Below are 26179 nucleotides of genomic sequence, written 5' to 3'. Positions count from 1 at the left end.
TGGTTGAATCCGGCTCGATACAGAAAAGGCGGCCAAGGCCGCCTGCACAGAGTAAATGGCGCAAGGCCGCTTCACCCGTGATATTCCTGAACCTGGCTTACTCCTGGGGTACCACTTTGCCGATAAACGGCAGGTTGCGGTACTTCTGGGCGTAGTCGATGCCACAACCGACCACGAATTCGTCCGGAATGGCGAAGCCAATCCAGTCGACCGGCACCTGCACTTCGCGGCGGGAGGGTTTGTCCAGCAGGGTGCAGATGGCCAAGGATTTCGGCTCGCGCAGGGAGAGGATCTCGCGCACCTTGTTGAGGGTGTAACCGGTGTCGATGATGTCTTCCACGATCACCACATCCTTGCCCTTGATGTCATCGTCCAGGTCTTTGAGGATGCGGACGTCACGGGTGCTGTGCATGCCGGAGCCGTAGCTGGAGGCGGTCATGAAGTCCAGGGTGATGGGCAGCTGGCACTGGCGGCAGAGGTCGGCCAGGAAGATGCAGGAACCGCGCAGCAGCGCAATCATCACGACTTCGTCAGAACCCTGATAGCGGGCGGTGATCTCTTCACCCAATTTGGCGATCCGGGCGGCTACTTCAGCCTCGGAGATCATCACCTCGACGGTGTGTTTCATCACTTACTCCCATAAGGCCAAAGGGGATTTGGCCGTTCATGAATATCAAAACCGATGATTCTACCACTCATGTTGAAGGGTGCTAGAGATACGTGGTGCTTTTATCGGCTTATTTTAATTGATAGAGTTAGCAGGCACTCAGGCATGATTAGTTAAAATACTATAAACACCATAATCAATAACTATTAGATGATAAAAACTATGGAACCACGCGCAGAAATAAGACGTCGTACCCGGCTGTCGCCGGAAGCTCGTCGCTCCCAATTGATGGAATGTGCCATCGAGGTGTTCTCCCGTCGCGGCATTGGCCGTGCAGGTCACGCCGAGATAGCCGAACAGGCCAAGGTCTCTGTGGCTACCGTCTTCAACTATTTCAACACCCGCGAGGAATTGGTAGATGAGGTGCTGGCCGAGATCGAACGCTTTGTGAACCAGATGCTGTCGCAGGCATACGGTGACCAGGGCTCCATTTTCGACAAGATCCAGCGTCATGTACGCCTCTCTGTCGATGCCGCCTACGATCAACCGGATTATGCCGGTATCTGGCTGGAGTGGAGCTCATCGGTTCGGGAAGAGGTATGGCCCCGCTATACCCGGCTGCTCGATCAGTGCCTTGAGCTGATCGCCAGCGAGCTGCAAACCGCCATGGATGCAGGGGAGATCACCAGCGTGCTGTCAGCACAGGATCTGGCCCGCTCTCTGACCGGTTTTGGCTATGTGATGATGCAGATGATCAATCAACCTCAGCGCCCGGTGCGCCAAGAGGTGACTGATTTCCTGTTCAAGTACGTGACGGCGCCAATTCAGGCTCGCTAACACGGCTTAACGAAAAAACGGCGTCACTCATTGAGTGGCGCCGTTTTTTTATGGCCGGATATGGCGGTCACCTCACTGGTGGCCATAGCCCCAGCGGTGGGTCAGCTCATGCTCGACACCTAGATGATCGAGGATGCGGGCGACCATAAAGTCCACCAGATCGGCGATGCTTTTCGGCTCATGATAGAAACCGGGGGCGGCAGGCATGATGGTCACCCCGAGCCGCGCCAGTTTCAGCATGTTCTCCAGATGGATCGCCGAGAAGGGGGTTTCTCGGGGCACCAGGATCAGCTGGCCGCGCTCCTTGATCACCACATCCGCTGCCCGCTCCAGCAGGTTGTCCGAGGTACCGTTGGCAATGGCCGAGACGGTGCCCATGGAGCAGGGGCAGACCACCATCTGTTTGGGGGCGGCCGAGCCGGAGGCCACCGGCGAGAACCACTCCTCCTTGCCGCAGGCGACAATCTGCCCATCGATGGCGCCATATTGGCGACAAAGATAGGCAGAGAGCTCTTTCGGCGAGCCGGGCCAATCCTGCTGCTGCTCGGTCTTGAGTACCACACGAGCTGCCGAGGAGGCGAGCAGATAGACCCGATAGTCCGCCTGCACCAGACACTGGAGCAGGCGCAGGGCGTAGGGGGCGCCGGAGGCGCCGGTCAGCGCCAGTGTGATCGCTTTGTTCATAGTTCGCCGTGGTAATCCTTGAGGCGGGCGATCAGCTTGTCATGAATGCCACCGAAGCCGCCGTTGCTCATGATCAGAATATGGTCGCCATCGCGGCTCTCGGCCACCAGCCGGTTGATCAGGGTCTCCAGATCGTTGAATACCTTGGCGGGTCGGGTCATATGGGCCGTCACCTCGCCGAGATCCCAGCCGATGTTGGGTGGCTGGAAGAAGAACACTTCATCGGCGCCAGTGAAGCAGCCAGCCAGCTCCTCCTTGTGAACCCCCAGCTTCATGGTGTTGGAGCGTGGCTCCAGCACCGCCAGAATACGGGCCTCGCCCACCTTGGCGCGCAGACCGCCGAGGGTGGTCTCGATGGCGGTGGGGTGGTGGGCAAAGTCGTCATAGACACTGATGCCAGCCACCTCGCCCTTGAGCTCCATCCGCCGCTTGGGGGATTTGAACTGGCAGAGGGCGGCGATGCCGTGCTCCACCATCACGCCAGCATGACGTGCGGCCGCGATAGCCATCAGACCATTGTTGACGTTGTGCTCGCCGATGCACTCCCAGTGCACCTCGCCCTCTTTCTCGCCATCCAGCCACACCTCGAAGGCGGAGCCGTCATCGGCCAGCTTGACCGCCTTCCACTTGGCGTCGTCCTGACCTACCAGCTCTACTTCGCTCCAGCAGCCCATCTTGCGCACGGCGGTGAGGTTGTCATCGGTTTGCGGGAACAGCACCCGGCCGTTGCTCGGCACGGTGCGCATCAGGTGATGGAACTGGCGCTGGATGGCGGCGAGATCCGGGAAGATGTCCGCGTGGTCAAACTCCAGATTGTTCATCACCAGGGTGCGCGGATGGTAGTGGACGAACTTGGAGCGTTTGTCGAAGAAGGCGCAGTCATACTCGTCCGCTTCGATGACAAAGAAGGGGGCGGAGCCGAGACGGGCGGAGACCGGGAAGTTGCCCGGCACGCCGCCAATAAGGAAACCGGGCTCCAGCTTGGCGTACTCCAGCACCCAGGCCAACATGCTGGCGGTGGTGGTCTTGCCATGGGTGCCAGCAACGGCCAGTACCCAGCGATCCTGCAGCACGTGCTCCAGCAGCCACTGGGGGCCGGAGATATAGGGCAGATTACGGTCCAGCACATATTCAACACAGGGGTTGCCGCGGCTCATGGCGTTGCCGATCACCACCAGATCCGGCGCCGGATCGAGTTGGGAGGGGTCATAGCCTTCGGTCAGTTCGATGCCCTGTTGCTCGAGCTGGGTACTCATGGGGGGATAGACGTTGGCATCCGAACCGGTCACCCGGTAACCAAGCTGTTTTGCCAACACCGCCAGACCACCCATAAAGGTGCCGCAGATCCCGAGAATGTGAATATGCATACCGCTTCCTTTCGCAGTAAAGGGAAGTGCGCATTCTAGGGGGTGTTGCGGTGGTGGCACAAGCCGCACTCATGGTGAGAGGCCCACAGATACAGCACTGGAGGCAGAAATCTTGGCGCTGTTGGGATATGCGAGATTGGAATAGGCTGGTGGGCTTTATTTGAGGCTTGATATTGTGTCGCACTTTCTTACAATTCTTCGGTTTTGTGACGCACGCTACAGTTTTACGATATCGCCCTTTTCTAAAGGAGAGTCCCCATGGGCAAGTTCCTGCTTTGCTATCTGGTCGGTGGTCTGGTGGCCATCAGTTGGGCTGCGCTGCCCGCTCACGGTCCCTGGGATCAGTGGGACCTCGCGATTTTTCATACCGTCAACGGCTGGCTCGGGCAGTCGGCTCTGTGGGCCGATCTGGTGGCCATCACCAATAATCGGCTGTTCGATCTGGCGGTGTTGGCCTGTATGGGGTTGATCCTGGCCCGATGTTTCTTTGCACGGGATCTGGCGGGTCGTCGCCAACTGGTGGCGATGGGTATAGTGATGTTGCTGAGCGCACTGGTGATCAACCAGCTTGGTCACCGATTGCCGGTGGAGCGGCCCAGCCCGACTCTGATGGTGGCTGATGCGCTGCGGGTGACCCAGATCAGCGGTATTCCGACCAAGGACTCTTCCGGTGACAGCTTCCCCGGCGATCACGCCCTGTTCCTGATGATCTTCGCCGGCTACGCCTTGCGCTATCTACCGCGCTGGGCGGGAGTCACCGCATTGCTGATGGTGCCGATCTTTTCCGCGCCGCGCATTCTGGCTGGCGCCCACTGGTTTACCGATGTCTACGTCGGCGCACTGGGGCTGGCGACCCTCTGTCTGCCCTGGTTGCTGCTGACCCCGCTGGCGGATCGGCTGATAGACCGCATTGCCCCCCGATTGGCCCGTGTGCCGCTGCTGCGCAGTCAGACCCACTGATTGAACGTCGCAAAATAAAACGCCCCGACATGAAAATGTCGGGGCGTTTTGTCATCCACCCGCGAGAGATCAGCCTTGATAGCCGTTCGGGTTGTTGCTTTGCCAGCGCCAGGTATCGACCATCATCTGCTCCAGACCGCGCTCAGCCTGCCAACCCAGCTCGGCACGGGCCAGCGTCGGCTCTGCCCAGCACTCGGCGATGTCGCCCGGGCGACGGGGTTTGATCTGGTAGGGAATGGGTCGGCCGCTGGCCGCTTCAAACGCCTTGACCATCTCCAGTACCGAGTAGCCCTGACCTGTGCCCAGGTTGTAGGTGAAGACGCCGGTGTCGCTCTTGATGCGCGCCAGTGCTTTCAGGTGACCGATGGCGAGATCCACCACATGGATGTAGTCGCGCACGCCGGTGCCATCCGGGGTCGGGTAGTCGTTGCCAAATACCCCCAGCTCCTTGAGCTTGCCGACACCCACCTGGCTGATATAGGGCAGCAGGTTGTTGGGGATGCCGTTGGGATCTTCACCAATCAGGCCGCTCTCGTGGGCGCCGACCGGGTTGAAGTAACGCAGCAGTACGATAGCCCAGCGGGGATCGGATTTGGCGAGATCGCGCAGGATCTCCTCCACCATCAGCTTGGAGCGACCATAGGGGTTGGTGGCGCTGGTGGGGAAATCTTCCCGCAGCGGTACCGAGGCGGGATCGCCATAGACGGTGGCCGAGGAGCTGAATACCAGCCGGAAAACGCCAGCTTTGGCCATCTCTTCGCACAGCACCAGAGTGCCGCTGATGTTGTTCTGGTAGTAGGTGAGCGGGATCTGGCTCGACTCTCCGACCGCCTTGAGGCCGGCGAAGTGAATGACCGATTCGATCTGGTGGTTGGCGAACAGCTGCTGCAGGCAGGCTCTGTCCAGCACATCCCCTTCGACGAAGGTGACCGGTTTGCCGGTGATCTGCTCGACCCGCTTGAGTGACTCCGGTGAGGAGTTGGAGAGGTTGTCGAGTACCATGACCTGCTGCCCCGCGCCCAGCAGCTCAACCAGGGTGTGGGAGCCGATATAGCCGGCGCCGCCTGTGACCAGTATTGTCATTTTTTATCCCGTGTTCTGGTGAAACTGGGGCAGAGTCTACCTGTCCTGCCCGCTCGGGAAAAGGTTGAGATACCAATGAAGCCCTTTGTGTATCTCAATAATCGAGACTGATATCCCCTTTCGCGGTGCAGGAGCAGGCCAGAGCAACGCCGCTCTCCAGATCCTGCGCACTCAAGGTCATCACGCTCTGTCGCTCGATGTCACCTGTGGTGGTGCAACGACAGCTGCCACATACTCCGGCGCGACAAGCCGCCATCATGGTTTCGCCCGCAGCTTCCAGTGCCGCCAGCAGGGTCTGACCCGGCAGGATCTTCACCTTTTTGCCGCTCTTTTTCAGGGTCAGCCAGAAGTGGTCGCTGGTGGTCTTGATGGGCTCTGCGGGAGGAAGACCGAAGGACTCCTGATGTAGCTGCTCCGGCGGCAATCCCAGCTCTGCCAGCATGGTGCTGACCGCCGCCATATAGGGGGCCGGGCCGCAGAGATAGACATGGCGTTCGCGCAGATCCGGGGCCAGTTCGGCCAACATGGCGGGGGTGAGTCGGCCAATCCAGGGGTGATCTGCAGGGGCCTCTTCCAGTATCAGGGCATGGCGCACGCTTGAATGAGCCGCAGCCAGCGTAGCCAAGTCATCTGCGAAGATCACATCTGCTGGCGAGCGGGCGCTATGGATAAAGCGGATATCGGCATCCGGCCGTTTGGCGAGCTCGTCCCGCAGCATGGCCCACATGGGGGTAATGCCGGAACCGGCACTGAGCAGCAGTGGCCGCTCGCAAGGCAGGGCGGTCAGGTTGAAATCGCCAAAGGGACCATCCACCCGGATCTTGTCTCCCACCTGCAGGGTCTGGTGCAGATGGCTAGAGACCCGTCCCACATCTTTGATTGTCACCTGCCAGCATGCATCCTGCGGGCTGGAGGAGAGGGTATAGGCGCGGCACTCCGGTTGGCCGTCAATCTCGGTATGCAGGGTGATGCACTGGCCAGCCAGTACGGGAGGGAGGCAGCCGGAAAGCGGCGCCAGCTGCCAGCTCACGACGTCGTGGGTGTTCTGTTGGCGGCCAATGCAGGTGAGCGTGAGAGAGGTCATCACAAGGCTCCTTAGGTTTGAAACGGTTTGAAAAACGTCTGATGAAAAAGCCGGATCCAGAAAAAAGGCGAGCCGGGCGGCTCGCCAAACGCTTACAACATGAGGTGCCGATCAGGCCGTCAGGATCTTGGTCAAGTCAGCCTCGGCCGTGGTGGTCCCTTTCAGGCCAAACTGCTCCTCCAGCACCTTGAGCAGAGCCGGGGTGAGGAAGGCGGGGGCGGTCGGCCCGGTACGAATGTCCTTCACCCCGAGGGAGAGCAGGGTGAGCAGAATGACGATGGCTTTTTGCTCGAACCAAGAGAGCACAAGCGTCAGCGGCAGATCGTTGACCCCGCACTCGAACGCCTCGGAGAGTGCCAGCGCCAACTGGATGGCGGAGTAGGCATCGTTGCACTGACCCACGTCCAGCAGACGCGGAATGCCGCCGATGTCGCCAAAGTCGAGCTTGTTGAACTTGTACTTGCCGCAGCCCAGCGTGAGCAGCAGGCTGTCGCGCGGCGCCGCTTTGGCAAACTCGGTGAAATAGGCGCGCTCGGCCTTGTCGCCGTCACAGCCACCCACCAGGAAGAAGTGGCTGATCTCCCCGGCTTTGACCTTCTCAATCACTGCGGGCGCAGCCTGCATCAGGGCGTTGCGGGCAAAGCCGATGGTGATGAAGTGCTCGAGCTCGGTGTGCTTGAAGCCTTCCAGCGCTTGGGCCTTGGCGATCACGGCGGAGAAATCATCTCCCTCCAGATGGGTTACGCCCGGCCAGCCGACGATGGAGCGGGTAAAGATGCGATCCGAGTAGTTGCCCACATTCGGGTCGATGATGCAGTTGGAGGTCATCACTACGGCGCCCGGGAAGTTGGCAAACTCCTTCTGCTGGTTTTGCCAAGCGGAGCCGTAGTTGCCCACCAGATGGGGGTACTGCTTGAAGAAGGGGTAGGCCAGCGCGGGCAGCATCTCGCCGTGGGTGTAGACATGAATGCCGGTTCCCTTGGTCTGCTCCAGAATGAGTTTGAGATCCATCATGTCGTGGCCGGAGACCAGAATGCACTTGCCGGGGATGGGTGTTACGCGTACCTGGGTCGGTTCCGGGTGGCCGAAGGCGCTGGTTTCACCGAGATCCAGCATCTCCATGATTTTGAAGTTGAGCTGACCGATCTCCATGGCGCAGCTGAACAGCCGACCCATTTCGCTCGGGTCTGTGCTGAGCCAGCTCATGATGCGGTGGAATTCGGCGGCCACCTCGTCACTCTGCTGATCCAGCACCCGGGCGTGCTCCATATAGGCGGCCGCGCCCTTGAGGCCGTAGAGGCAGAGCAGGCGCAGCCCCATGATGTCTTCGTTCACCTCGCTCTTGCCCCGATTGGGGGCGGCTGGTGCGGCATGGGCAAGTTGTTCCAGCAGTTCGGCACCGGGTTCGAAGTAAGCGGACTGTGGCAAGTCGTTGACCTGCACCGCCATGGCGGTCAGACGATCGGCTAACTGCTGGCGATAGGCGAGGGCCTGATTGACGTAGGCCACGATGCGATTCGAGTCGAAGTTGACGTTGGTGAGGGTGGCGAAGAAGGCCTTGGGCACGAAAGCATCGACCTCGCGATCCATGATGCCCTGCTCGCGGGCGGCCAGCGCCCAAGCGCTGAGCCCCTGCAGGGTGTAGATCAGTACATCCTGCAGATCCGAGGTTTCCGCCGTCTTGCCGCACATACCTTGTGCGTAGGCACAGCCGTTGCCTGCCGGGGTACGAATTGTCTGTTCACATTGCACACAAAACATCATGTCTCTCCTAATTGGACATTTCAGTTGTCTGTTTTGTGGCGATTCTATTCCTCTCGCGAAAAACTTAATAGGCATTCAATTTGCCAATTAAGATTCCCTTGATGCAGATCAAAAACAAAAAAAGCCGCCCAAACAGGGCGGCAAGCGGGTGGATAAAAGGAGAGACAACTCAGGTTTGCAACAGAACATAACAATCAGACGGATTGGGCCGTGGTCTGGTCAGGAGCTTTCGGCCCGGTACTTACTCAAGCCAGCATACGTACGCTGTAGCTGGCTTGGTTCACTATCAGGCCAGATAAGCGCGCAGCATCCAGACCAGTTTTTCCTGCTGCTGCACATAGTCGGAGAGGATGGAGGCAGTGCCCTCATCACCAGCTTCGGCGGCCTGACCCAGAATACGGCGCTGGGCGACCAGCAGTTCGCGGAAGCTATCCAGCAGGGATTCGACACAGGCGCGGCCATCGTGCAGCCCTTTTTGCTCCGGGATGGCAGAGACTTTCAGGTATTCACTGAAGCTGTGCATCGGCACGCCATCCAGGGTCAGGATCCGCTCGGCCAGTGCATCGACTTTCAGCAGCAGGTCGTTGTAAATCTCTTCAAATTTCAGGTGCAGTTCGAAGAACTGGTTGCCACGGATATTCCAGTGGAAGCCGCGTACGTTCATGTAGAGGATCTGGTAGCTGGCCAGCAATTTATTCAACTCGGCTGCCAGGGTTTGTGATTGAGCAGTATCAAGACCAATCGGGCTTTTCATCATTCACCTCCAGATTTGGAAATCGGTTTTAAATTTTCTTTCGGAACGCAGTCAGAGTAACGCCTTGCAAAATGCAGGGACAATTGCTTGTGCCTAACTGTTTGATAGCTAACGGCTATCAAACAGTACGCAGCAACGGGGGCAATGGATGAGGATTAGGGGAAGTATTTTTCGAGCAGCGCCATCAGGATGGCCTGACACTCGCGGTCCGGTTTGCTATCGACCTTGCTGGCGCGAAAGTGGAGCTGAAAGGCGCCCATGACGGCGCGGCTCTGCTCATCCCATTGGCCGCTCCGGGACAGGCCATAGCCATAGCGGGCCAGCTGCTGCTGCCACATGGCCGCATCCCAGTCGGGCAAAGGGCTGGCCAGTATCTCGGCCACCCGATCTTCATCGGGCCAGGCGCCGACTCCGTACGTCAGATAGAGCTGGCGCCAGGGGAAGTGGGGGCCGGGATCCTGCTTGCGCTCGGGGGCGACATCGCTGTGGCCTAGCACCTGGGTCGGTGGAATCTGGTAGCGGGCGACCAGCTCCCGGCTGAGGGCGCCGACGGCAGCAATCTGCTGCGGGGTATAGGGTTGCCAGCGCCGCGCATCGGGGGCCAGCGGCTCATCTTCTGCTGGATAGCCGAGGTTGACGATCTCGATGCCAAGAGAGCTGGCATTGAGCCCGGCATATTGGTGCCAACGGCTGCGTCCGGCATGCCAGGCGCGCGCGCTGTCCGGCACCAGCTGATAGACGGTGAGCGGTCTCTCGTGGCTGTCGCGGGGGATCAGGTAGTGGGCGCTCACCTTGTGCTCCGGCTCGGTCAGCAGGCGCAGGGAATTGGCATCATCTTCATCGGTGTAGTGGAGGATCAGAAAGGCGATCCGCTCGTTCTGGTTGGCGCTCTGATAGCGGGTCGAGAGCTGGTACTCGGACGGAGTACAACCACCCAGCAGCAGAACCAGTGGCAGAAAGAAGAGGGGAAGAAAACAGCGCCAGCGCCATCCCCTTGCTGCAGCCAAGCTGCTGAGCGTGGGAGGAGTGAGTCGCTGGCACATGTCGAAGGCCCGGTCTGGTCAGTCGCGCGGCTGGTTAGCCGCGGTATTTGGCCGTAAGACCGATCAGGAAGTTGCGCAGGATCTGATCCCCGCAATCCTGATAGTGCTTGTGATCCTTGGAGCGGAACAGGGCACTGAGCTCGGACTTGGAGAGGTTGAAGTCGGCGAGCTTGAGGGTGCCGAGCATATCCTCTTCCTTGAAGTTGAGACCGATGCGCAGCTTGCGCAGGATCATGTTGTTGTTGATCCGGTTCGGGATCACCTGGGCCGGTGCATCTTCCCGCACGCCGCGGCGGGCGATGATGAAACCGTCGAGGAACTGGCTCAGGGCCGAGTCGGGACAGGCGACATAGCCTGCCTCTTGCTCTTCACCTTCCGCCGCCTCTTTCATCAACCAGCTGTGCAGCTGGGCGTGAGTGACCGTCAGGTTGCCCTTGGCAAACATCTCGACCATCTGGTCGTTGCTGATGGTGAGGGCGTAGCGCAGACGGCGCAGAATATCGTTGTTGGTCATGCTGACTCCTGTGTAAACGGCGCAACTTTACCATCTGGTGGCCCTCGCGTCAGAAAAAGCGGGGGCCGATACAGTTCAGGTCAAGCTCATCAAGCCTTGCCGAGATAGCGGGGCGCCTCCTGGCGCACCAGTTCCAGCGCATCTTGCAGCTCCAGCAGCTCGGGTTCCAGCTCGCTCACCGGCACGCCGTCACGCAGCTGTTGCTCCAGCTGGGAGAGCAGCCGTTGCAGCCCAGGCACCCCGGAATAGGCACAGCCACCGTTGAGGCGATGGAGCTGGGCCAGCACCTCGCTATCTTCAATTTCGCCAGCCAGCGCGCTATCCAGCACTGGTTCCACTTCGTCGAAACTGGCCAGCAGCATGGTCAGCATCTCTCTGGCGAGATGCTCTTTCCCCGCCGCCTGCCGCACCGCCAGTGCCCAGTCGATCTGTTGGGCACCATTATTCTGGTGGCGCCGATGGGCAAAGTCGGTGATGAGCTGGGCCAGCATGCTCTCGTCGATGGGCTTGGCCAGATAGTCGTCCATCCCCTGCCGGATCAGCCGCTCCCGTTCGCCGGGGATGGCGTGAGCGGTCACCGCCACGATCGGGGTGGTGGTGTTGAGGGACTGGTTGCGGATCGCCTGGGTGGCGCTGATGCCATCCATGATCGGCATCTGGATATCCATGAAGATGATGTCGAACGGCTGGCTCTGTGCCTGCTTGACCGCCTCCTTGCCGTTTTTGCACACCACCACCTGACTCACCATCTCCTTGAGCATGGCGGCGATAAGCTTGAGGTTGGCGGCGTTGTCGTCCACTGCCAGCACCTTGATCGGCTGCAACTGGCGCGGCGCAGGCTGAGCAGGCAGCTTCTGGCGGCTCGATTCCGGCGAGAGCAGGGCGTGCAGCAGCTTGCGGTGGTTGACCGGTTTGGAGAGACAGTGCTGGGCGCCATGGGCCAGCATAGCTTCATAGAGCGACGGCTCGTGGCTGCTGAGCAGCACTATGGTGTTCTGCTGCTGGCCGTTCAGTTTGTCGAGACGGCCGAGCACCTGCTGCGGCGTATGCAGGGTGCTGCTGCCGATGATCACCATCTCCTGCTCGCTCATCTCGGGCCAGGGATCATCGCTGGTCAGTGGGTGCACGTCGAGGTGCCACTCCGCCAACAGGGCGAGCAGGGAGGCTTGCGCGAAGGGATCCGGTTCCAGCAGCCAGAGCCGTTTGCCACGGATCCGATCCAGTGGCAATTGATCGGTCTGGGGCAGGGGGGAGACCTCTACATCCAGACTGAAGGAGAAGATGGAGCCCTTGCCGAGCTCCGATTCAAAGCGGATCTGGCCGCCCATCTGCTGCACCAGCTTCTGGGTGATAACGAGGCCCAGGCCCGTGCCGCCATAACGGCGGGAGATGGAGGAGTCGGCCTGATTGAAGGCCTGGAACAGCTGATGTTGCTGCTCTTGGGAGATGCCGATGCCGGTATCGCGGATCTGGACGTTGAGCCTCACCTTGTGGTTGCCACTGCCGGTCTGCTCGATATGGACATCCACGTTGCCTTGCTCGGTGAACTTGATGGCGTTGCCGGTGAGGTTGGTCAGCACCTGTTGCAGACGCATGGGGTCGCCGGTGAGGTAGTCCGGTACATCGGCATCCACCCGCAGGGAGAGCTCCAGCTGTTTGTCGTGGGCGCTGGGGCCGAGCAGGTGCATGGTCTCGTTGAGGGTGTCGCGCAGGCTGAACGGGATATGTTCCAGCTGCAGCTTGCCCGCTTCCAGCTTAGAGAAGTCGAGGATGTCGTTGATGATGCCAAGCAGGTTGCGCGCCGACTTCTCGATGGTCTGCATGTAGTCGGTCTGGCTCGGGGTCAGGCTGGTTTTCAGCAGCTGGCGGGTAAAACCGATGACCCCGTTGAGCGGTGTACGAAGCTCGTGGGACATGTTGGCCAGAAACTCCGACTTGACCCGCGCCGCCTCCTGCGCCCGCTTCTTGGCCATGTCGAGCTCGACGTTCTGGATCTCGATCTGCTCCAGGGTTTCGCGCAGGTCAGAGGTGGCCTGATCGATATTCTGCTGCATCTCTTCGTGATATTCGGAGAGCGCCTTGGCCATGGCGTTGATGCCATTTTTCAGCATATCCAGCTCGCCGGTGAGCTGGCCGCTGACCCGGGTATCGAGCCGCCCCTCCCTGATTTTGTGCACTGCCTGCACCATGTTGGTGATGGGCTGGGTCACGCTCTTGACCAGCCGGAAGCCAAACAGGGTACTGAAGGCGACCCCGATGAGCACCATGATCACCGCAAAGAAGGTGTCGCGGTATTGCAGCAGCATGGCCCTGTCGGTCGCCATCTGCATCGAGATGTAGCCGATCATCGGCGGCTCTACATCGCTGGGTAGTGGGAAGCCATCCAGACTGGTTTCAGCCTGGATTGGGGTGCGCAAAATGATGTCATCCCCCTGAAACGTCACGCTGGTCAGATCCGGAATGGGCTCGCCATCGGGCAGCCTGAGCCGGGTGAAATCCCGGTGGTAGTTCGAGGTGACGAACAGCTGGTTGTCCTGGGTGAAAACCGCGATGGACTTGATGAAGGGGGAGTTCTTGCGGTGGGTCAGGCCAATCAGCCGCTTGAGGGATTCGCGACTGTGCTGTGTCATCCCGTATTCACTGGCGATCGCCAGCGGTTCGATGATGTTGATCCCCTGATCAATGAGGTTGTTTTCCAGCTGCTGGTAGCGGTGGAAAGTGAAGTAACCGGCCATCAGGCCACCGATTATCAGGGTCGGCAGGATGGTAAAGGCGAGAACGCGTGCTCTCAGGCCATATTTGGTCATACGAACAGGCCACCAGTGAACAGGGTTGGCGATAGGGTTGATGGCAATACACGGGCTCTGTGGCCGTATTTGGTCATACTATTATTCTTGTGGGACAATACCCGGCAGCAGATTCCACAATCATGACATAGCCACCTATAGGCACCAAGTTTTATGGCCCAGTTTTTCAAGCCCCAAAAGAAGTCCACCCAGCTCCAACGCATTGAATTTACGATAGACACCCTCGATCACCACTGCGTCGGTATCGGTCGCCATCAGGGCAAGGCGATCTTTGTCGAAGGGGCACTGCCCGGCGAGACAGTCAAGGCACGTATCACCGAAGAGAAAAAGCAGTATGGTCACGCCGCCTTGCAACAGGTGGTGAGCCCGGCAGCCAACCGTATCGCCCCCTTCTGCAGCCACTATCGCGAGTGCGGCGGTTGCAGTGCCCAGCACATGTCGGTTGCCGATCAGCAAGCCGCCAAGGCGGCCGGACTGGTCAGCCTGTTCGAGCGGTTGGGCAACATCAAGGCGCCGGCGCTGGAGCCGGTACTGACCGGTGAAGATCGTGCCTACCGCCGGGTCTGTCGTCTGGCCATCAAATTTGACAAGAACGGTCGCTGCACCCGGGTTGGTTTCCGCCGTCGCAACAGCAACGATCTGGTGGAAATCGAAGGGTGCCCTGTGCTGGCCGAGCCGCTCTCTGCGCTGATTGCCCCGCTGCGTGAGTGCCTCAATCGCCTCAAGAGCCAGCGCGAGCTGGGCCATGCGGAGCTTATCCAGGCCGAGCAGGGGATCATGATGCTGCTGCGCCACACCGGCCGTCCGAATGAGGCGGATCGCGCCCTGCTGGTGGAGTTTGCAAAAGCGCAGGGGATCGACCTCTATCTGCAGGCGGCCGATGATCGCATCGAAGCACTGCAGCAACAATTTTCCCCATCCTACTCGCTGGATGGCCTGTCTCTTGCATTTGCTCCCGGTGATTTCATTCAGGTCAACGGCCCCATCAACCAGAACATGGTCGAGCAGGCGCTGACATGGCTCGGGGCGAGCAAGGATGACAAGGTGCTCGATCTCTTCTGCGGCATCGGCAACTTCACCCTGCCGCTGGCCCGTCAGGCTCGCGAAGTGGTGGGTGTGGAAGGTGAACTGGCCATGGTGCAGCGGGCCGAAGAGAACGCCCGTCGCAACGGCATCACCAATGCCCGTTTCTACAAAGCCGACCTGAGCGATGACATTGTCGGCATGTCCTGGGCGCGGGAAGGGTTTGATCTGGTACTGCTGGATCCGGCTCGTCCTGGCGCGCTGGAAGTGATGGGACACGTCGTGAAACTTTCACCCAAGCGGGTGGTCTACGTCTCCTGTAACCCGGTCACCCTAGCGCGGGACAGTCAGGTGCTGGTGAAAGGGGGTTACCGTCTGGTGCGCCTCGGCATGCTCGACATGTTCCCTCACACCGGTCATCTGGAGTCCATGGCGCTGTTTGAACGGGAGTAAATGACTCATCAGTTCGGCGATGCGGATGTGCAATCCGGCATGTTTGTTACTGTTTGAGCAGGTGTGTATATGAAGTAATCCTGCTCATCGGTACGGCGATGCGGATATGTAATCTGGCATGTCTGCGTCTGTTTGAGCGGGTGTGTATATGAAGTAATCCTGCTCATCAGTACGGCGATGCAGATATGTAATCTGGCATGTCTGCGGCTGTTTGAGCGGGTGTGATTGGGGTAATCTAGACCCTTGTCGTTCGGCAGGGCCTGTTGGCGCGCTCTATTGTCTTTCTGGACAATATGCCTTGAAAAGTGCGCTGGATATCCCCATTTGAGGCAATCTCATGAGGGGGGGAAAGTGACAGCTTTCGGCCCGATAATTTAAAGGATTGATACCATGGTTGCGGTTCGCGATATTCATTTGAAAGACAACTTCACCCTGGAAGAGTGGGTCAGCTCGCTCTCCTTGAGTGACAGTGAAAAGGATCAGCTGCGAACCGTCTACCAGTATTGTCTGACGCTCGGTGACGAGGCGCTGACCAGCAAGCTGCTGGTGCGTGGCATCGAAATGGTGGGCATCCTGCAGATGCTCAGCATGGATATCGGCACTCTCAAAGCGGCCATCATTTACCCCTTCGTCGAAGCCGGTCTCATCAGCCAGGAGCGGATGGACGAGGACTTCGGCTCCAAGATTGCCAAGCTGGTGGAAGGGGTGCTGGAGATGGAAGCCATCCGCTCCCTGCAAACCCTCCATCGCAGCGAAACCTCGCCGGAGCAGGTCGACAACGTGCGTCGCATGTTGCTTGCCATGGTCGAGGATGTGCGCGCCGTGGTGATCAAGCTGGCGGAGCGGATCGCCTGCCTGCGGGAAGCGAAGACGGCAGATGAAGAGACCCGGGTGCTGATGGCCCAGGAGATCACCAATATCTATGCGCCGCTCGCCAACCGTCTGGGCATCGGCCAGCTCAAGTGGGAGCTGGAAGATCTCGCCTTCCGTTACCTGCACCCGGATACCTACAAACAGATCGCCAAGCAGCTCGACGAGAAGCGGCTCGACCGCGAGCGCTACATCCGCGAGTTTGTGCAATCCCTGCGTAATGGGTTGAAAGAGGCGGGAGTTGACGCCGAGGTGTACGGTCGGCCGAAACACATCTACAGCATCTGGCGCAAGATGCAGAAGAAGCACCTCGAATTCAACGAGTTGTTCGACGTGCGCGCGGTGCGGGTAGTGACCAAGCGGCTGCAGGATTGCTATGCGGCGCTCGGTATCGTGCATACCCAGTTCCACCACATTCCTCGCGAGTTTGACGACTATGTCGCCAACCCCAAACCCAACGGCTATCAGTCGATCCACACCGTCGTGGTGGGGCCGGAGGGAAAGACTGTCGAGATCCAGATCCGTACCGACCAGATGCATCAGGATGCCGAACTCGGCGTCGCGGCGCACTGGCGCTACAAGGAAGGGGCACAGGCTGGCGGCAAGGCCAACACCTTCGAAGACAAGATTGAGTGGCTGCGCAAGCTGCTCGCCTGGCAGGAAGATCTCTCCGAGAGCGGCTCCCTGCTCGAAGACCTGCGCAGTCAGGTGTTCGAGGACAGGGTCTACGTCTTCACCCCGAAAGGGGATGTCATCGACCTGCCGGCAGGCGCCACCCCGCTCGATTTTGCCTATCACGTCCACAGTATGATCGGCCACCGCTGCATCGGCGCCAAGATTGATGGCCGCATCGTGCCGTTTACCTATGCGCTGCAGACCGGCGATCAGGTGGAGGTGATCACCCAGAAAGAGCCGAACCCGAGCCGCGACTGGATGAACCCCAACGCCGGCTTCCTGCGCTCCAGCCGGGCGCGGGCCAAGGTGGCGACCTGGTTCAGAAAACTGGATCGGGACAAGAATATCGTGGCCGGTCGCGAGCTGTTCGAGAAGGAGCTGGATCGCCACAATCTCAGCATGTCCAAGATCGACAAGGGCAACATGCTGCGCCGCTTCAATCTGGAGAGCACCGACGATCTGCTGGCCGGTATCGGCAGCGGCGATATCCGCATCAACCAGGTGCTCAACTATCTCGACACCTGCTACAACAAGCCGACGGCGGAAGAGGAAGATCGCCGCCTGCTGGAGAAGCTGGAGCAGAAGGCCAATGCGCCGATGCGCCACAAGCCCAAAGACCACATCGTGGTGGAAGGGGTCGGCAACCTGATGACCCATATTGCCCGCTGCTGCCAGCCGATCCCTGGGGACTCCATTCAGGGCTTTATTACCATGGGGCGCGGCGTATCCATTCACCGGGAAGATTGCGAGCAGCTCAAGGAGCTGTCACGGCGCAACCCGGAGCGGCTGATCGATGCGGTGTGGGGGGAGAACTACTCCGGCGGCTATGGCCTCACCATCCGGATCATCTCCAACGATCGCTCCGGCCTGCTGCGGGACATCACCACCGTGCTGGCCAACGAGAAGATCAATGTGATGGGGGTGCGCTCACGCTCCAACGTGCGCGAGCAGACCGCCGAGATCGACATGGAGCTGGAGATTTACAACATCAACGCCTTCAACCGGGCGTTGGCCAAGCTCAGTCAGCTCAATGACGTAATTAGCGCCAAGCGGCTTTGATAGCGAACCGACCGGCCCCAGTGGCCGGTCTGTATTTACGACCCTTTTTGAACGAATTGAAAGCGAATATCCCATGTCCCAACGTTACGATCTGCCTCAACTGCTCGACATCATGGCTCGTTTGCGTGATCCGCAAAACGGCTGCCCCTGGGATCTGAAACAAGACTTCCAGAGCATAGTGCCGCACACCCTGGAGGAGGCCTACGAGGTGGCCGATGCCATCGAGACCGAAGATTGGCAGGGGCTGAAAGGGGAGTTGGGGGACCTGCTGTTTCAGGTGGTGTTTTACGCCCAGCTGGGTAAGGAGCGGGGCTTGTTCGACTTTGCCAATATCGTCGATACGGTGAGCGAGAAGCTCATTCGTCGTCACCCCCACGTTTTTTCCGATGCAGACCTCTCCAACGAGCAGGCGGTAAAAGCGAACTGGGAGGCGGAAAAAGCCAAGGAGCGGGCGGCCCTCGACAAAGAGAGCGTGCTGGATGACATCCCGCAGGCGCTGCCTGCCCTGACCCGCGCCGCCAAAATTCAGAAACGCTGCGCCACCGTCGGTTTTGACTGGAAGACGCTGGGGCCTGTGGTGGACAAGATCCACGAAGAGATCGACGAGGTGATGGAAGAGGCATTGATGGCCGATGTGGACGAGGCGAGGGTGAGCGACGAGCTCGGCGATCTCTTGTTCGCCACCGTCAATCTGGTGCGTCATCTGGGCAAGGATCCGGAGCAGGTACTGCGAGGTGCCAACGCAAAGTTCGAACGTCGTTTTCGTCAGGTTGAGCAGATAATCGCCGCAGAAGGCTTGAAAATGACCGATTGCACCCTCGCAAAGCTCGATGCCGCCTGGGATAAGGCGAAGGAAACCGAGCAAAGTTGATTTGGCGCAAGATGGGGGGGCGGTGAGCCTGATAGATTTTTGCTCATTGTTTGGGAGAGGGGTTTTTGGTATACTGTTTCCCCGTCCTGCTTCATCCCCGAAGCACCCCTTAAAATTCCCTAAACTTCTTTCAGGTTCAGCATGACGACCAAATATATTTTTGTTACTGGTGGCGTTGTTTCATCCCTCGGCAAAGGCATTGCCGCAGCTTCTCTGGCAGCCATTCTGGAAGCCCGTGGTCTGGATGTGACCATCATGAAACTGGACCCGTACATCAACGTGGATCCGGGCACCATGAGCCCGACCCAGCATGGTGAAGTGTTCGTAACCGAGGACGGGGCCGAAACCGATCTGGATTTGGGCCACTACGAGCGTTTCATCCGCACCAAGATGACCCGTCGCAACAACTTTACCACCGGCCGTATCTACGCCGACGTACTGCGTAAAGAGCGTCGTGGTGACTATCTGGGCGCCACCATTCAGGTTATCCCGCACATCACCAACGCCATCAAGGAGCGGGTGATTGCCGGTGCCGAAGGCCATCAGGTTGCCATCGTCGAAGTGGGCGGTACCGTAGGTGACATCGAGTCCCTGCCGTTCCTCGAAGCCATTCGTCAGCTGGCTGCCGAAGTGGGCCGCAACAATGCCATGTTCATGCACCTGACGCTGGTTCCTTACCTGGCTGCTGCCGGTGAAGTGAAGACCAAGCCGACCCAGCACTCCGTCAAAGAGCTGCTCTCCATCGGTATCCAGCCGGATGTGCTGATCTGCCGCTCTGACCGTGCCATTCCGGCCAACGAGCGCGCCAAGATCGCCCTGTTCTGCAACGTGCCCGAGCGCGCCGTCATCTCCATGAAAGACGTCGACTCCATCTACAAGATCCCGGCACTGCTCAAGTCCCAGAACCTGGACTCCTACTTCACCGAGCGTTTCGGTCTGGAGTGCAAAGAAGCTGATTTGTCCGAGTGGGAACAGGTTATCTACGAAGAGGCCAATCCGACTGGTGAAGTGACCATCGGTATGGTCGGCAAGTACGTCTCCCTGCCGGACGCTTACAAGTCCGTCAACGAGGCGCTCAAGCACGGTGGTCTCAAGACCCGTCACTCTGTCAACATCAAGTACATCGACTCTCAGGATATCGAGACCCGTGGCGCCGAGCTGCTGGAAGGTCTGGACGCGATCCTGGTGCCGGGTGGCTTCGGTGAGCGCGGTGTGGAAGGCAAAATTCTGGCTGCCCAGTATGCCCGCGAGAACAAGATCCCCTACCTGGGTATCTGCCTCGGCATGCAGGTTGCCATGATCGAATTCGCTCGCAACGTGGCGGGCATGGAAGGGGCTCACTCCTCCGAATTCAAGAAAGATTGCGCGTACCCGGTCGTCGGCCTCATCACCGAGTGGGTGGATGAAGAGGGCAACGTCGAGACCCGTACCGAGAAGTCCGATTTGGGCGGTACCATGCGTCTGGGTTCCCAGCTCTGCCACCTGGTCGAAGATTCCAAGGTGCGTCAGATGTACGGCAGCCCGACCATTTACGAGCGTCACCGTCACCGTTACGAAGTCAACAACAAGCTGCTGCCGCAGATTGAAGCGGCAGGTCTGAAAGTGACCGGTCTCTCCGCCGACAAGAAGTTGGTGGAAATCATCGAGATCCCGGATCACCCCTGGTTCGTGGCTGCGCAGTTCCACCCGGAGTTCACCTCTACTCCTCGTGATGGCCACGCTCTGTTCGCCGGTTTTGTGAAGGCGGCAGGCGAGTATCAGAAGCGTAATTTGAAGTAATTGAAAATAAATGCGGTTGGGGCACTGTGCCACAGCCGCTTTTTTTGGCATATTTTTGTTGTTTTTTTACGAAACCTGAGGAAATACACATGTCCAAGATCGTTAAAGTGATCGGTCGTGAAATCATCGACTCCCGTGGTAACCCGACCGTTGAGGCCGAAGTTCACCTGGAAGGTGGTTTTGTTGGTATGGCAGCCGCTCCGTCTGGCGCGTCCACCGGTTCCCGCGAAGCGCTGGAACTGCGTGACGGCGACAAGAGCCGTTTCCTGGGTAAAGGCGTGCTGAAAGCCATCGAAGCCGTAAACGGCCCGATCGCTCAAGCTCTGCTGGGTAAAGATGCCAAGGACCAGGCCACTGTCGACCAGATCATGATCGACCTCGACGGTACCGAGAACAAATCCAAGTTCGGCGCCAACGCCATCCTGGCTGTTTCCCTGGCTAACGCCAAAGCTGCCGCTGCTGCCAAAGGCATGCCGCTGTACGCCCACATCGCCGAGCTGAACGGCACCCCGGGTGTTTACTCCATGCCGCTGCCGATGATGAACATCATCAACGGTGGTGAGCACGCCGACAACAACGTCGACATCCAGGAGTTCATGATCCAGCCGGTTGGCGCCAAGACCCTGAAAGAAGCCGTTCGCATGGGCGCAGAAGTGTTCCACAACCTGGCCAAAGTGCTGAAGTCCAAGGGCTACAACACTGCAGTTGGTGACGAAGGTGGTTTCGCTCCGAACCTGAAATCCAACGCCGAAGCGCTGGAAGTTATCGCTGAAGCCGTTGCCGCTGCCGGTTACAAACTGGGCACCGACATCACCCTGGCTATGGACTGCGCTGCTTCCGAGTTCTACGACGCAGAGAAGAAAGAGTACAACCTGAAAGGCGAAGGTCGTGTCTTCACCTCCAACGGTTTCTCCGACTTCCTGGCTGACCTGACCACCAAGTTCCCGATCGTCTCCATCGAAGATGGCCTGGACGAATCTGACTGGGAAGGCTTCGCCTACCAGACTGCTGAACTGGGCAAGAAAATCCAGATCGTGGGTGACGACCTGTTCGTAACCAACACCAAGATCCTGAAGCGCGGTATCGACAACGGCATCGCCAACTCCATCCTGATCAAGTTCAACCAGATCGGTTCCCTGACCGAAACTCTGGCTGCCATCAAGATGGCCAAAGACGCTGGCTACACTGCCGTCATCTCCCACCGCTCCGGTGAGACCGAAGACGCGACCATCGCCGACCTGGCTGTTGGTACCGCTGCTGGCCAGATCAAGACCGGTTCCATGAGCCGTTCTGACCGTGTTGCCAAGTACAACCAGCTGATCCGTATCGAAGAAGCTCTGGGTGCCAAAGCTCCTTTCCGCGGTCTGAAAGAAGTTAAAAACCAGGCTTAATTTGCTGGTTTGCCAGCCTCGGCTGGAATGAAAAAAACCGGAACCCTTGGGTTCCGGTTTTTTTATGCCTGAACATTGCCAAAACGGCCTGAGAGGCGAGGGGGTTGTGCCTCTGGTCTCGGGTCAGATAAAGGGGAGCGTGCGCTGATAGCGCCCTGCATGCGCCTTGAAGCCCAGCTTTTCAAACAGGGCGATAGAGCGGACGTTATCTGCATCGATATCTGCGGTGAGGCGGGTGACTCCCAGTGTGTTGGCGTAGGCGAACAGCAATCCCAGCGCTTCCGACATAAACCCTCTGCGCCAATAGGCCGTATTAAGCAGGCAACCCACCTCGCAGCAGCGACCCGCCTCGCTGAAACTGTGCAGGCCGCAGGTGCCGATCACCTTATTGCCCTCCCGCTCGACAATCGCCCACTCCAGCGACTCACCGGTTTGTTCCAGCCGCACCACGCTCGCCATCATCTGCGCCACCATGGCGGGAGAGGTAAAGCAGGGATCAGAGGCAAACTCCATGGTCAGTGGATTGCCATAAATCTCGAACAGATCGGCGGCATCCTGCGGGCCAATGGTGCGCAGTACAATCCGAGTGCCGGTTAAGTCAGCCTTCATTTATCTCCTTGGAGGGTGTTACGCAAGCAAAGCTACAGGTGGATAAAGTGACCGTATAAAAGTCGGTCTCAAAGACAACTGGTACTATCAAGAAATATTGTTTTCGCGAATGTCCGATTACGCTTCGCTAATCGAACCTACGGGCTAAAATCTCTACATAGTAAAATCCAACGTCTGCTAAATAACAATTTAGCAATTTGTTATATATCATTGGATCCCGACATTTTTGCAATAAAAAAACTAAGTTTTCTCTGTAGATTTTCATTTGCAGAAATTGATTGTTCGTATGCTGAAATGTTATCGATACCATATTCAACGACGTCTCGAACTATTTTTTCGTTAGTCTTTTTTGCTTTTTCCAATGCATCAGTTAACTCTTTGTCCATAAGTTCTTTGTACACTTGCAGCGCATATTCCCGCTTTTTATCAAATTCCCTATAAACGTTATGTTCAGGCTGGTCATTCGGATTTGGGGGATCGTCTAGATGCTGACGTGCGTATTCATTCTGAAGATAGTACTCTGAAGCTTTTATTACCGCAGATAGAGATTCACTTAATCCAAGTAAGATTGGTTTATTAATATCCCAAAGCCTATCTTTCCTTTGTTGCCGAATAGAGCTGAAGTGGATGATAGTCGCCATCACTGTCGCCGCAGCGATGATCAAATTTGTTACCACCGACATATCAAATTTAGTATCGTTAACAAGAAACAATACGAATGATACGAAGCCAACAAAGAAGCCTATGACACAACCAACTAAAAAATTGAACATCGATACTCCAAAAAATATTTGATTCACTATTAATGGGGACGACGTATTATAGAACTAGCCGAATACCACATTAATCGATAAATTAAATAAATGGTGAAAGTGCCACGCATTGCGAATTTCTATTAAAAATAGTTAAATGCTAGTCATCAACATCGCCCCAATTATTCTGCCTGTTGTAGTAGCAAGCGAACTCTGGTGCAGAACAAACTCTGAATGCTAGCTCACGATCTAGTTCTAAGAACATTGCTATATCTGATAAGTGTCCATAATTTAGTTCAAACCACTCACCTCTAACACGAAACTCAGCATAGTTGTTGTGCAAAAAGCTTTCTAAGTAGGAAATTTCTTTGCCCAAGTAGTCATCTAAATCTGCTTCGAAGTAGCAAATAAGCTTAAGTTCATATGGACACCCTGTCTGGTGAGTGGCAAGGCGTTTTTCAAGATCGTTTGTAACACCAATTTTATAGTACTTACTTCTTCCGCAGCGGATAATATATAAGTATCTTGGTGCATCGTCATATTTCAAATAGTTATTATATTTTTTGTACGCAAAGCTCAACTCATTCTCTGTTGCTTGCGAATAATCAAACAGAGCTGCGATCTCTAGAAAATGCGCCTTTGTGAAATGAATTGAACTATACCAACGGCTCAATCTTTACTCCTGGCATTTAACACTCTGTGAAGGGGTGATCAGCGCAAAACCGATGCCACTGTATACCACCTTAAACACTAAAAGCAACGCATGGTAAAATGCCACGCGTTGCGAATCACTCTTAAACAGTTTTTAATTTTATTTTTTGTCCGTAATAGCTTCAATGCCTCGAATAGAGAAGCGTTTGCTGTAATGAGGTGATAGGTATAGAGCCTTGGTTTTTTTCTCAGCGGTCGTAATTAACAGCTCCATAGCTTCTTCCAACCCTTCTTCCTTGTATGCTGTAGAAGGCTCGTTACTAAAAAACATATCTGGATTTGCCGTTATGCACGGAACTTTAGGATGATCAATTTGCTTCAGGTATGCATAAAAAGCATCTTTTGAAATGACAAGGCCAAACTCGCGCCACGCATATTTCTTACCCCAGTAATAACCATCAGTGGCTTTATGTCTGACCCTTTCATCGTTTTTTTGTTTGTTAACTATGTGTCTATCTTGAGAAAACTTTTTTGCATACATATAGGATAACATGGGGTTTACACTGTCTGACTTTGAAATACATGACAGATCGATGATCTTACGGCCATCTTTATCCTCGCGGAAGCCGATATTATATCTTTCGCCTTCTTCCATTTCGGCGACTCCATTTGCCTCGAACTGATACACAGTATTAGTCGTTTTTGGTTTAAATGTGTGCAAAAACCGACCTTCACCGATATGCGTCATCGTGTACTCAGTGACAATAACGTCATAAATTGTTTTTAAGTCTCTTGATTTCATAAATACCTAACCACTTTACCGACATGTTTAAAATAATAGTTTTATCTTCATTACTATAAAACTGGACGTATTCGCGTGACTTTTTCTTTTTAAACAACCATTGCGGCTGTGTAGAAAAGCCGTGTGATGTTGACCATGGCAAGCACTGGCATGGCTACCGCCCCTGAATTTCAGCCTCCAGTCTGCTGCGGTTCACCAACGGGATGGGGTTGGCATGGCTCATGGGAGACTCCGACGAGGCAAGTGTTGCCAAATGGCAATATTAACCATGGCGCTGTGGATAGAAAACTCAATATTGAGAATTTCTGTTCAAGATCAATAAATTAATCAAATATCGCCCACGATTGATGACGCGCCGAGATAGCGTGAACAACCATTCTTGAACTATCTCCATAGAATATTCATGGTCATATCCGGCTTGAACCAGCATAAAACTCTTTGTTATTGTCCGCCTCCCCCGCCGAAATAGCTTATTTATCTATAAATCAACAAGATAGCATTATGTGGTGGCGTTGCGGGGGCATCTGCTATCGGGAAGGAGAGTTATGAAGTCGCAGTTCAAAGTGGCGCTGGCCATGTTGGCCCTGTTCGTCGTCCAAGGCTGCACAGCCCCGGATTCATCCGCCAAGCGCAATGCACCCGGTCCGGTGCTGACAGTGCATTACGAAAGCGCCCCCCTGATCCCCGTCACCATCGCAGGTGAGCAGTATCAGTTTTTGCTCGATACCGGGGCCAGTATCACCTTTATCGATCGTCGTCTGGCCAGCCGCTTCAAGGCGCTGACCTTAAGCGAATTGCCCAGGGCCTATCAGGCTGATTTTGCCAGTGTGAACAGCGTTTCGAGCCAACTGGGCAGCGAGCAGCTTGGCTTTGTTGAGCCGCAACCCTTCTCGGTGGGGTCGGTCACCATTGATGACAGCGATTTGTGGGCAACCGTTGATTTCGATCTTTTCTCCCAGTCTCTTGGCAGCCGTATCGATGGCATCCTCGGGATCGACACCATCCGCCGTTTCAACTGGGTGTTTGATCGAGACAGGCATCAGCTCACGGCTTCGCTGACGGCACCGTCGGCAGCCACGTTCGAGCGTTGCATCGGCTATGAAGACAGCTACAACCGCTCCCCGGCCGTGTATCTGACCCACGGCGAGAGCAGCGTGCGCATGTATCTGGATACCGGGGCCGATCAGAGCTATGCCGACCATGCCTTTATCGACTTTATGGCGAGCCAGAAGGCGATCTCTGGCGAAGATGCGATGCCACGCAAAGGGGTGGACGCCAGCGGTATGGTGGAGGGGCGTGAACATATCCTCACCGGCCTGCACTTTGATGAGCGCCAGCTCGGTGAACTGCGCGTGTCGGAAAACAGCAATGAGCAGTATGGTCTGGGGCTGGATTTTGTTAACCGCTTCAATCGCTTTGCGATCATGCCCGGGCGGATGATGCTCTGCTACGATGCCGACAGCCTGGCGCGCAAAGTGCCGCCAATCCTGCGCAATATCGGGGTGCGCTTTGATGGCGAGCATCTGCAGGTCTACTACAGCGATGAACGGGATCTTGCCCCCTATGGTCTGGCCAACGGCGACATTCTGGAGCAGATCAACGGGGTGGCTTATCGTCCCCTCGAGATCGACAAGGTGCGTGAACTGCTCAGCACCAGCAAGCCGGGGTCGCTCAAGTTGCGGATTGTGCGGGAAGGAAAACCGCTGGATATCGCCATCTAGTCAAGGTGGGGCGGCAAGA

Annotated in this window: 22 protein-coding genes; 8 read left to right on the top strand and 14 right to left on the bottom strand. The window is 56.9% G+C overall.

Translation table 11 applies throughout. The annotated features are described in order from the left end of the window. Window positions 1-97: 97 nt before the first annotated feature. Complete coding sequence (gene hpt, locus ACTG2S_RS18455; protein ID WP_005335618.1) at window positions 98-628, bottom strand: hypoxanthine phosphoribosyltransferase; 531 nt, start codon at window positions 626-628, stop codon at window positions 98-100. A gap of 201 nt (window positions 629-829) precedes the next feature. Here hpt and ACTG2S_RS18450 point away from each other — a divergent pair, with 201 nt between their 5' ends. After that, window positions 830-1444, top strand: a complete 615-nt coding sequence (locus ACTG2S_RS18450; RefSeq protein ID WP_005335617.1) for a TetR/AcrR family transcriptional regulator — start codon at window positions 830-832, stop codon at window positions 1442-1444. Window positions 1445-1516: 72 nt separating this feature from the next. Here ACTG2S_RS18450 and ACTG2S_RS18445 read toward each other — a convergent pair whose 3' ends face one another. Both ACTG2S_RS18445 and mpl read right to left on the bottom strand, forming a co-directional pair. Then, window positions 1517-2128 (bottom strand): flavin prenyltransferase UbiX, encoded by a 612-nt coding sequence (locus ACTG2S_RS18445; RefSeq protein ID WP_429187953.1) that lies wholly within the window; start codon window positions 2126-2128, stop codon window positions 1517-1519. Then, a complete protein-coding gene (gene mpl, locus ACTG2S_RS18440; protein ID WP_439983087.1) occupies window positions 2125-3495 on the bottom strand; it encodes a UDP-N-acetylmuramate:L-alanyl-gamma-D-glutamyl-meso-diaminopimelate ligase in 1371 nt (456 codons plus the stop codon). Before mpl ends, ACTG2S_RS18445 begins: the two co-directional genes overlap by 4 nt. Window positions 3496-3753: 258 nt before the next feature. Here mpl and ACTG2S_RS18435 point away from each other — a divergent pair, with 258 nt between their 5' ends. Continuing rightward, the gene (locus tag ACTG2S_RS18435; protein ID WP_118854606.1) at window positions 3754-4455 is read left to right on the top strand and encodes a phosphatase PAP2 family protein; all 702 of its coding nucleotides are present in this window, start codon (window positions 3754-3756) and stop codon (window positions 4453-4455) included. A gap of 69 nt (window positions 4456-4524) precedes the next feature. Here the strand turns inward: ACTG2S_RS18435 and galE are convergent, their stop codons facing one another. The 7 genes from galE to barA all read right to left on the bottom strand — a co-directional run bounded on the left by galE (window position 4525) and on the right by barA (window position 13504). Further along, window positions 4525-5538, bottom strand: coding sequence for a UDP-glucose 4-epimerase GalE (gene galE / locus ACTG2S_RS18430; RefSeq protein WP_157161991.1), 1014 nt, complete (start codon window positions 5536-5538; stop codon window positions 4525-4527). 94 nt (window positions 5539-5632) lie between these two features. Then, window positions 5633-6622: a hybrid-cluster NAD(P)-dependent oxidoreductase gene (locus ACTG2S_RS18425; RefSeq protein ID WP_194494636.1), complete on the bottom strand. Its 990-nt coding sequence runs from the start codon at window positions 6620-6622 to the stop codon at window positions 5633-5635. A gap of 111 nt (window positions 6623-6733) precedes the next feature. Beyond that, the gene (gene hcp / locus ACTG2S_RS18420; RefSeq protein WP_439983263.1) at window positions 6734-8383 is read right to left on the bottom strand and encodes a hydroxylamine reductase; all 1650 of its coding nucleotides are present in this window, start codon (window positions 8381-8383) and stop codon (window positions 6734-6736) included. A 289-nt stretch (window positions 8384-8672) separates the two neighbouring features. Further along, window positions 8673-9140 (bottom strand): Dps family protein, encoded by a 468-nt coding sequence (locus tag ACTG2S_RS18415; protein WP_439983262.1) that lies wholly within the window; start codon window positions 9138-9140, stop codon window positions 8673-8675. A 155-nt stretch (window positions 9141-9295) separates the two neighbouring features. Beyond that, window positions 9296-10183 (bottom strand): N-acetylmuramoyl-L-alanine amidase, encoded by an 888-nt coding sequence (locus tag ACTG2S_RS18410; RefSeq protein ID WP_439983084.1) that lies wholly within the window; start codon window positions 10181-10183, stop codon window positions 9296-9298. 34 nt (window positions 10184-10217) lie between these two features. Next, window positions 10218-10697, bottom strand: coding sequence for a DUF1456 family protein (locus ACTG2S_RS18405; RefSeq protein WP_005335594.1), 480 nt, complete (start codon window positions 10695-10697; stop codon window positions 10218-10220). 89 nt (window positions 10698-10786) lie between these two features. Then, window positions 10787-13504, bottom strand: a complete 2718-nt coding sequence (gene barA / locus ACTG2S_RS18400) for a two-component sensor histidine kinase BarA (protein ID WP_179902517.1) — start codon at window positions 13502-13504, stop codon at window positions 10787-10789. A gap of 153 nt (window positions 13505-13657) precedes the next feature. Here barA and rlmD point away from each other — a divergent pair, with 153 nt between their 5' ends. The 5 genes from rlmD to eno all read left to right on the top strand — a co-directional run bounded on the left by rlmD (window position 13658) and on the right by eno (window position 21625). Beyond that, window positions 13658-14980, top strand: coding sequence for a 23S rRNA (uracil(1939)-C(5))-methyltransferase RlmD (gene rlmD / locus ACTG2S_RS18395; protein ID WP_224969482.1), 1323 nt, complete (start codon window positions 13658-13660; stop codon window positions 14978-14980). A 390-nt stretch (window positions 14981-15370) separates the two neighbouring features. Beyond that, entirely contained in the window at window positions 15371-17584 is a 2214-nt protein-coding gene (relA, locus tag ACTG2S_RS18390) for a GTP diphosphokinase (RefSeq protein ID WP_005335588.1), read from the top strand. Between the two features lie 73 nt (window positions 17585-17657). Further along, entirely contained in the window at window positions 17658-18455 is a 798-nt protein-coding gene (mazG, locus tag ACTG2S_RS18385) for a nucleoside triphosphate pyrophosphohydrolase (RefSeq protein ID WP_274160866.1), read from the top strand. A 141-nt stretch (window positions 18456-18596) separates the two neighbouring features. Continuing rightward, on the top strand, window positions 18597-20234 hold the full coding sequence (pyrG, locus tag ACTG2S_RS18380; RefSeq protein WP_005335584.1) for a glutamine hydrolyzing CTP synthase: 1638 nt from the start codon (window positions 18597-18599) through the stop codon (window positions 20232-20234). Window positions 20235-20323: 89 nt separating this feature from the next. Further along, window positions 20324-21625, top strand: coding sequence for a phosphopyruvate hydratase (eno, locus tag ACTG2S_RS18375; protein WP_005335583.1), 1302 nt, complete (start codon window positions 20324-20326; stop codon window positions 21623-21625). A gap of 123 nt (window positions 21626-21748) precedes the next feature. Here the strand turns inward: eno and ACTG2S_RS18370 are convergent, their stop codons facing one another. From ACTG2S_RS18370 to ACTG2S_RS18355, 4 genes are all read right to left on the bottom strand, one after another. Further along, window positions 21749-22234, bottom strand: coding sequence for a GNAT family N-acetyltransferase (locus tag ACTG2S_RS18370; protein ID WP_439983081.1), 486 nt, complete (start codon window positions 22232-22234; stop codon window positions 21749-21751). A gap of 200 nt (window positions 22235-22434) precedes the next feature. Next, on the bottom strand, window positions 22435-23007 hold the full coding sequence (locus ACTG2S_RS18365) for a hypothetical protein (protein ID WP_439983079.1): 573 nt from the start codon (window positions 23005-23007) through the stop codon (window positions 22435-22437). Between the two features lie 139 nt (window positions 23008-23146). Further along, window positions 23147-23659, bottom strand: a complete 513-nt coding sequence (locus ACTG2S_RS18360; RefSeq protein ID WP_439983077.1) for a GIY-YIG nuclease family protein — start codon at window positions 23657-23659, stop codon at window positions 23147-23149. Between the two features lie 138 nt (window positions 23660-23797). Continuing rightward, a complete protein-coding gene (locus tag ACTG2S_RS18355) occupies window positions 23798-24439 on the bottom strand; it encodes a hypothetical protein (RefSeq protein WP_439983076.1) in 642 nt (213 codons plus the stop codon). A gap of 545 nt (window positions 24440-24984) precedes the next feature. Between ACTG2S_RS18355 and ACTG2S_RS18350 the strand changes: the two genes are divergently transcribed. Continuing rightward, window positions 24985-26160 (top strand): aspartyl protease family protein, encoded by a 1176-nt coding sequence (locus ACTG2S_RS18350; protein ID WP_439983074.1) that lies wholly within the window; start codon window positions 24985-24987, stop codon window positions 26158-26160. Window positions 26161-26179 lie beyond the last annotated feature (19 nt).

This window comes from Aeromonas sp. 82P (assembly GCF_051919365.1).
Lineage (GTDB): Bacteria > Pseudomonadota > Gammaproteobacteria > Enterobacterales > Aeromonadaceae > Aeromonas > Aeromonas veronii.
The sequence above is the reverse complement of the archived record's forward strand: the minus strand, read 5'-3'. Positions and strand labels throughout refer to the sequence as shown.

Bases quoted from the DNA above. Each gene is read 5' to 3' on its own strand.
- hpt (WP_005335618.1), bottom strand. From the start codon at position 628: ATGAAACACACCGTCGAGGTGATGATCTCCGAGGCTGAAGTAGCCGCC.
- ACTG2S_RS18450 (WP_005335617.1), top strand. From the start codon at position 830: ATGGAACCACGCGCAGAAATAAGACGTCGTACCCGGCTGTCGCCGGAA.
- ACTG2S_RS18445 (WP_429187953.1), bottom strand. From the start codon at position 2,128: ATGAACAAAGCGATCACACTGGCGCTGACCGGCGCCTCCGGCGCCCCC.
- mpl (WP_439983087.1), bottom strand. From the start codon at position 3,495: ATGCATATTCACATTCTCGGGATCTGCGGCACCTTTATGGGTGGTCTG.
- ACTG2S_RS18435 (WP_118854606.1), top strand. From the start codon at position 3,754: ATGGGCAAGTTCCTGCTTTGCTATCTGGTCGGTGGTCTGGTGGCCATC.
- galE (WP_157161991.1), bottom strand. From the start codon at position 5,538: ATGACAATACTGGTCACAGGCGGCGCCGGCTATATCGGCTCCCACACC.
- ACTG2S_RS18425 (WP_194494636.1), bottom strand. From the start codon at position 6,622: ATGACCTCTCTCACGCTCACCTGCATTGGCCGCCAACAGAACACCCAC.
- hcp (WP_439983263.1), bottom strand. From the start codon at position 8,383: ATGTTTTGTGTGCAATGTGAACAGACAATTCGTACCCCGGCAGGCAAC.
- ACTG2S_RS18415 (WP_439983262.1), bottom strand. From the start codon at position 9,140: ATGAAAAGCCCGATTGGTCTTGATACTGCTCAATCACAAACCCTGGCA.
- ACTG2S_RS18410 (WP_439983084.1), bottom strand. From the start codon at position 10,183: ATGTGCCAGCGACTCACTCCTCCCACGCTCAGCAGCTTGGCTGCAGCA.
- ACTG2S_RS18405 (WP_005335594.1), bottom strand. From the start codon at position 10,697: ATGACCAACAACGATATTCTGCGCCGTCTGCGCTACGCCCTCACCATC.
- barA (WP_179902517.1), bottom strand. From the start codon at position 13,504: ATGACCAAATATGGCCTGAGAGCACGCGTTCTCGCCTTTACCATCCTG.
- rlmD (WP_224969482.1), top strand. From the start codon at position 13,658: ATGGCCCAGTTTTTCAAGCCCCAAAAGAAGTCCACCCAGCTCCAACGC.
- relA (WP_005335588.1), top strand. From the start codon at position 15,371: ATGGTTGCGGTTCGCGATATTCATTTGAAAGACAACTTCACCCTGGAA.
- mazG (WP_274160866.1), top strand. From the start codon at position 17,658: ATGTCCCAACGTTACGATCTGCCTCAACTGCTCGACATCATGGCTCGT.
- pyrG (WP_005335584.1), top strand. From the start codon at position 18,597: ATGACGACCAAATATATTTTTGTTACTGGTGGCGTTGTTTCATCCCTC.
- eno (WP_005335583.1), top strand. From the start codon at position 20,324: ATGTCCAAGATCGTTAAAGTGATCGGTCGTGAAATCATCGACTCCCGT.
- ACTG2S_RS18370 (WP_439983081.1), bottom strand. From the start codon at position 22,234: ATGAAGGCTGACTTAACCGGCACTCGGATTGTACTGCGCACCATTGGC.
- ACTG2S_RS18365 (WP_439983079.1), bottom strand. From the start codon at position 23,007: ATGTTCAATTTTTTAGTTGGTTGTGTCATAGGCTTCTTTGTTGGCTTC.
- ACTG2S_RS18355 (WP_439983076.1), bottom strand. From the start codon at position 24,439: ATGAAATCAAGAGACTTAAAAACAATTTATGACGTTATTGTCACTGAG.
- ACTG2S_RS18350 (WP_439983074.1), top strand. From the start codon at position 24,985: ATGAAGTCGCAGTTCAAAGTGGCGCTGGCCATGTTGGCCCTGTTCGTC.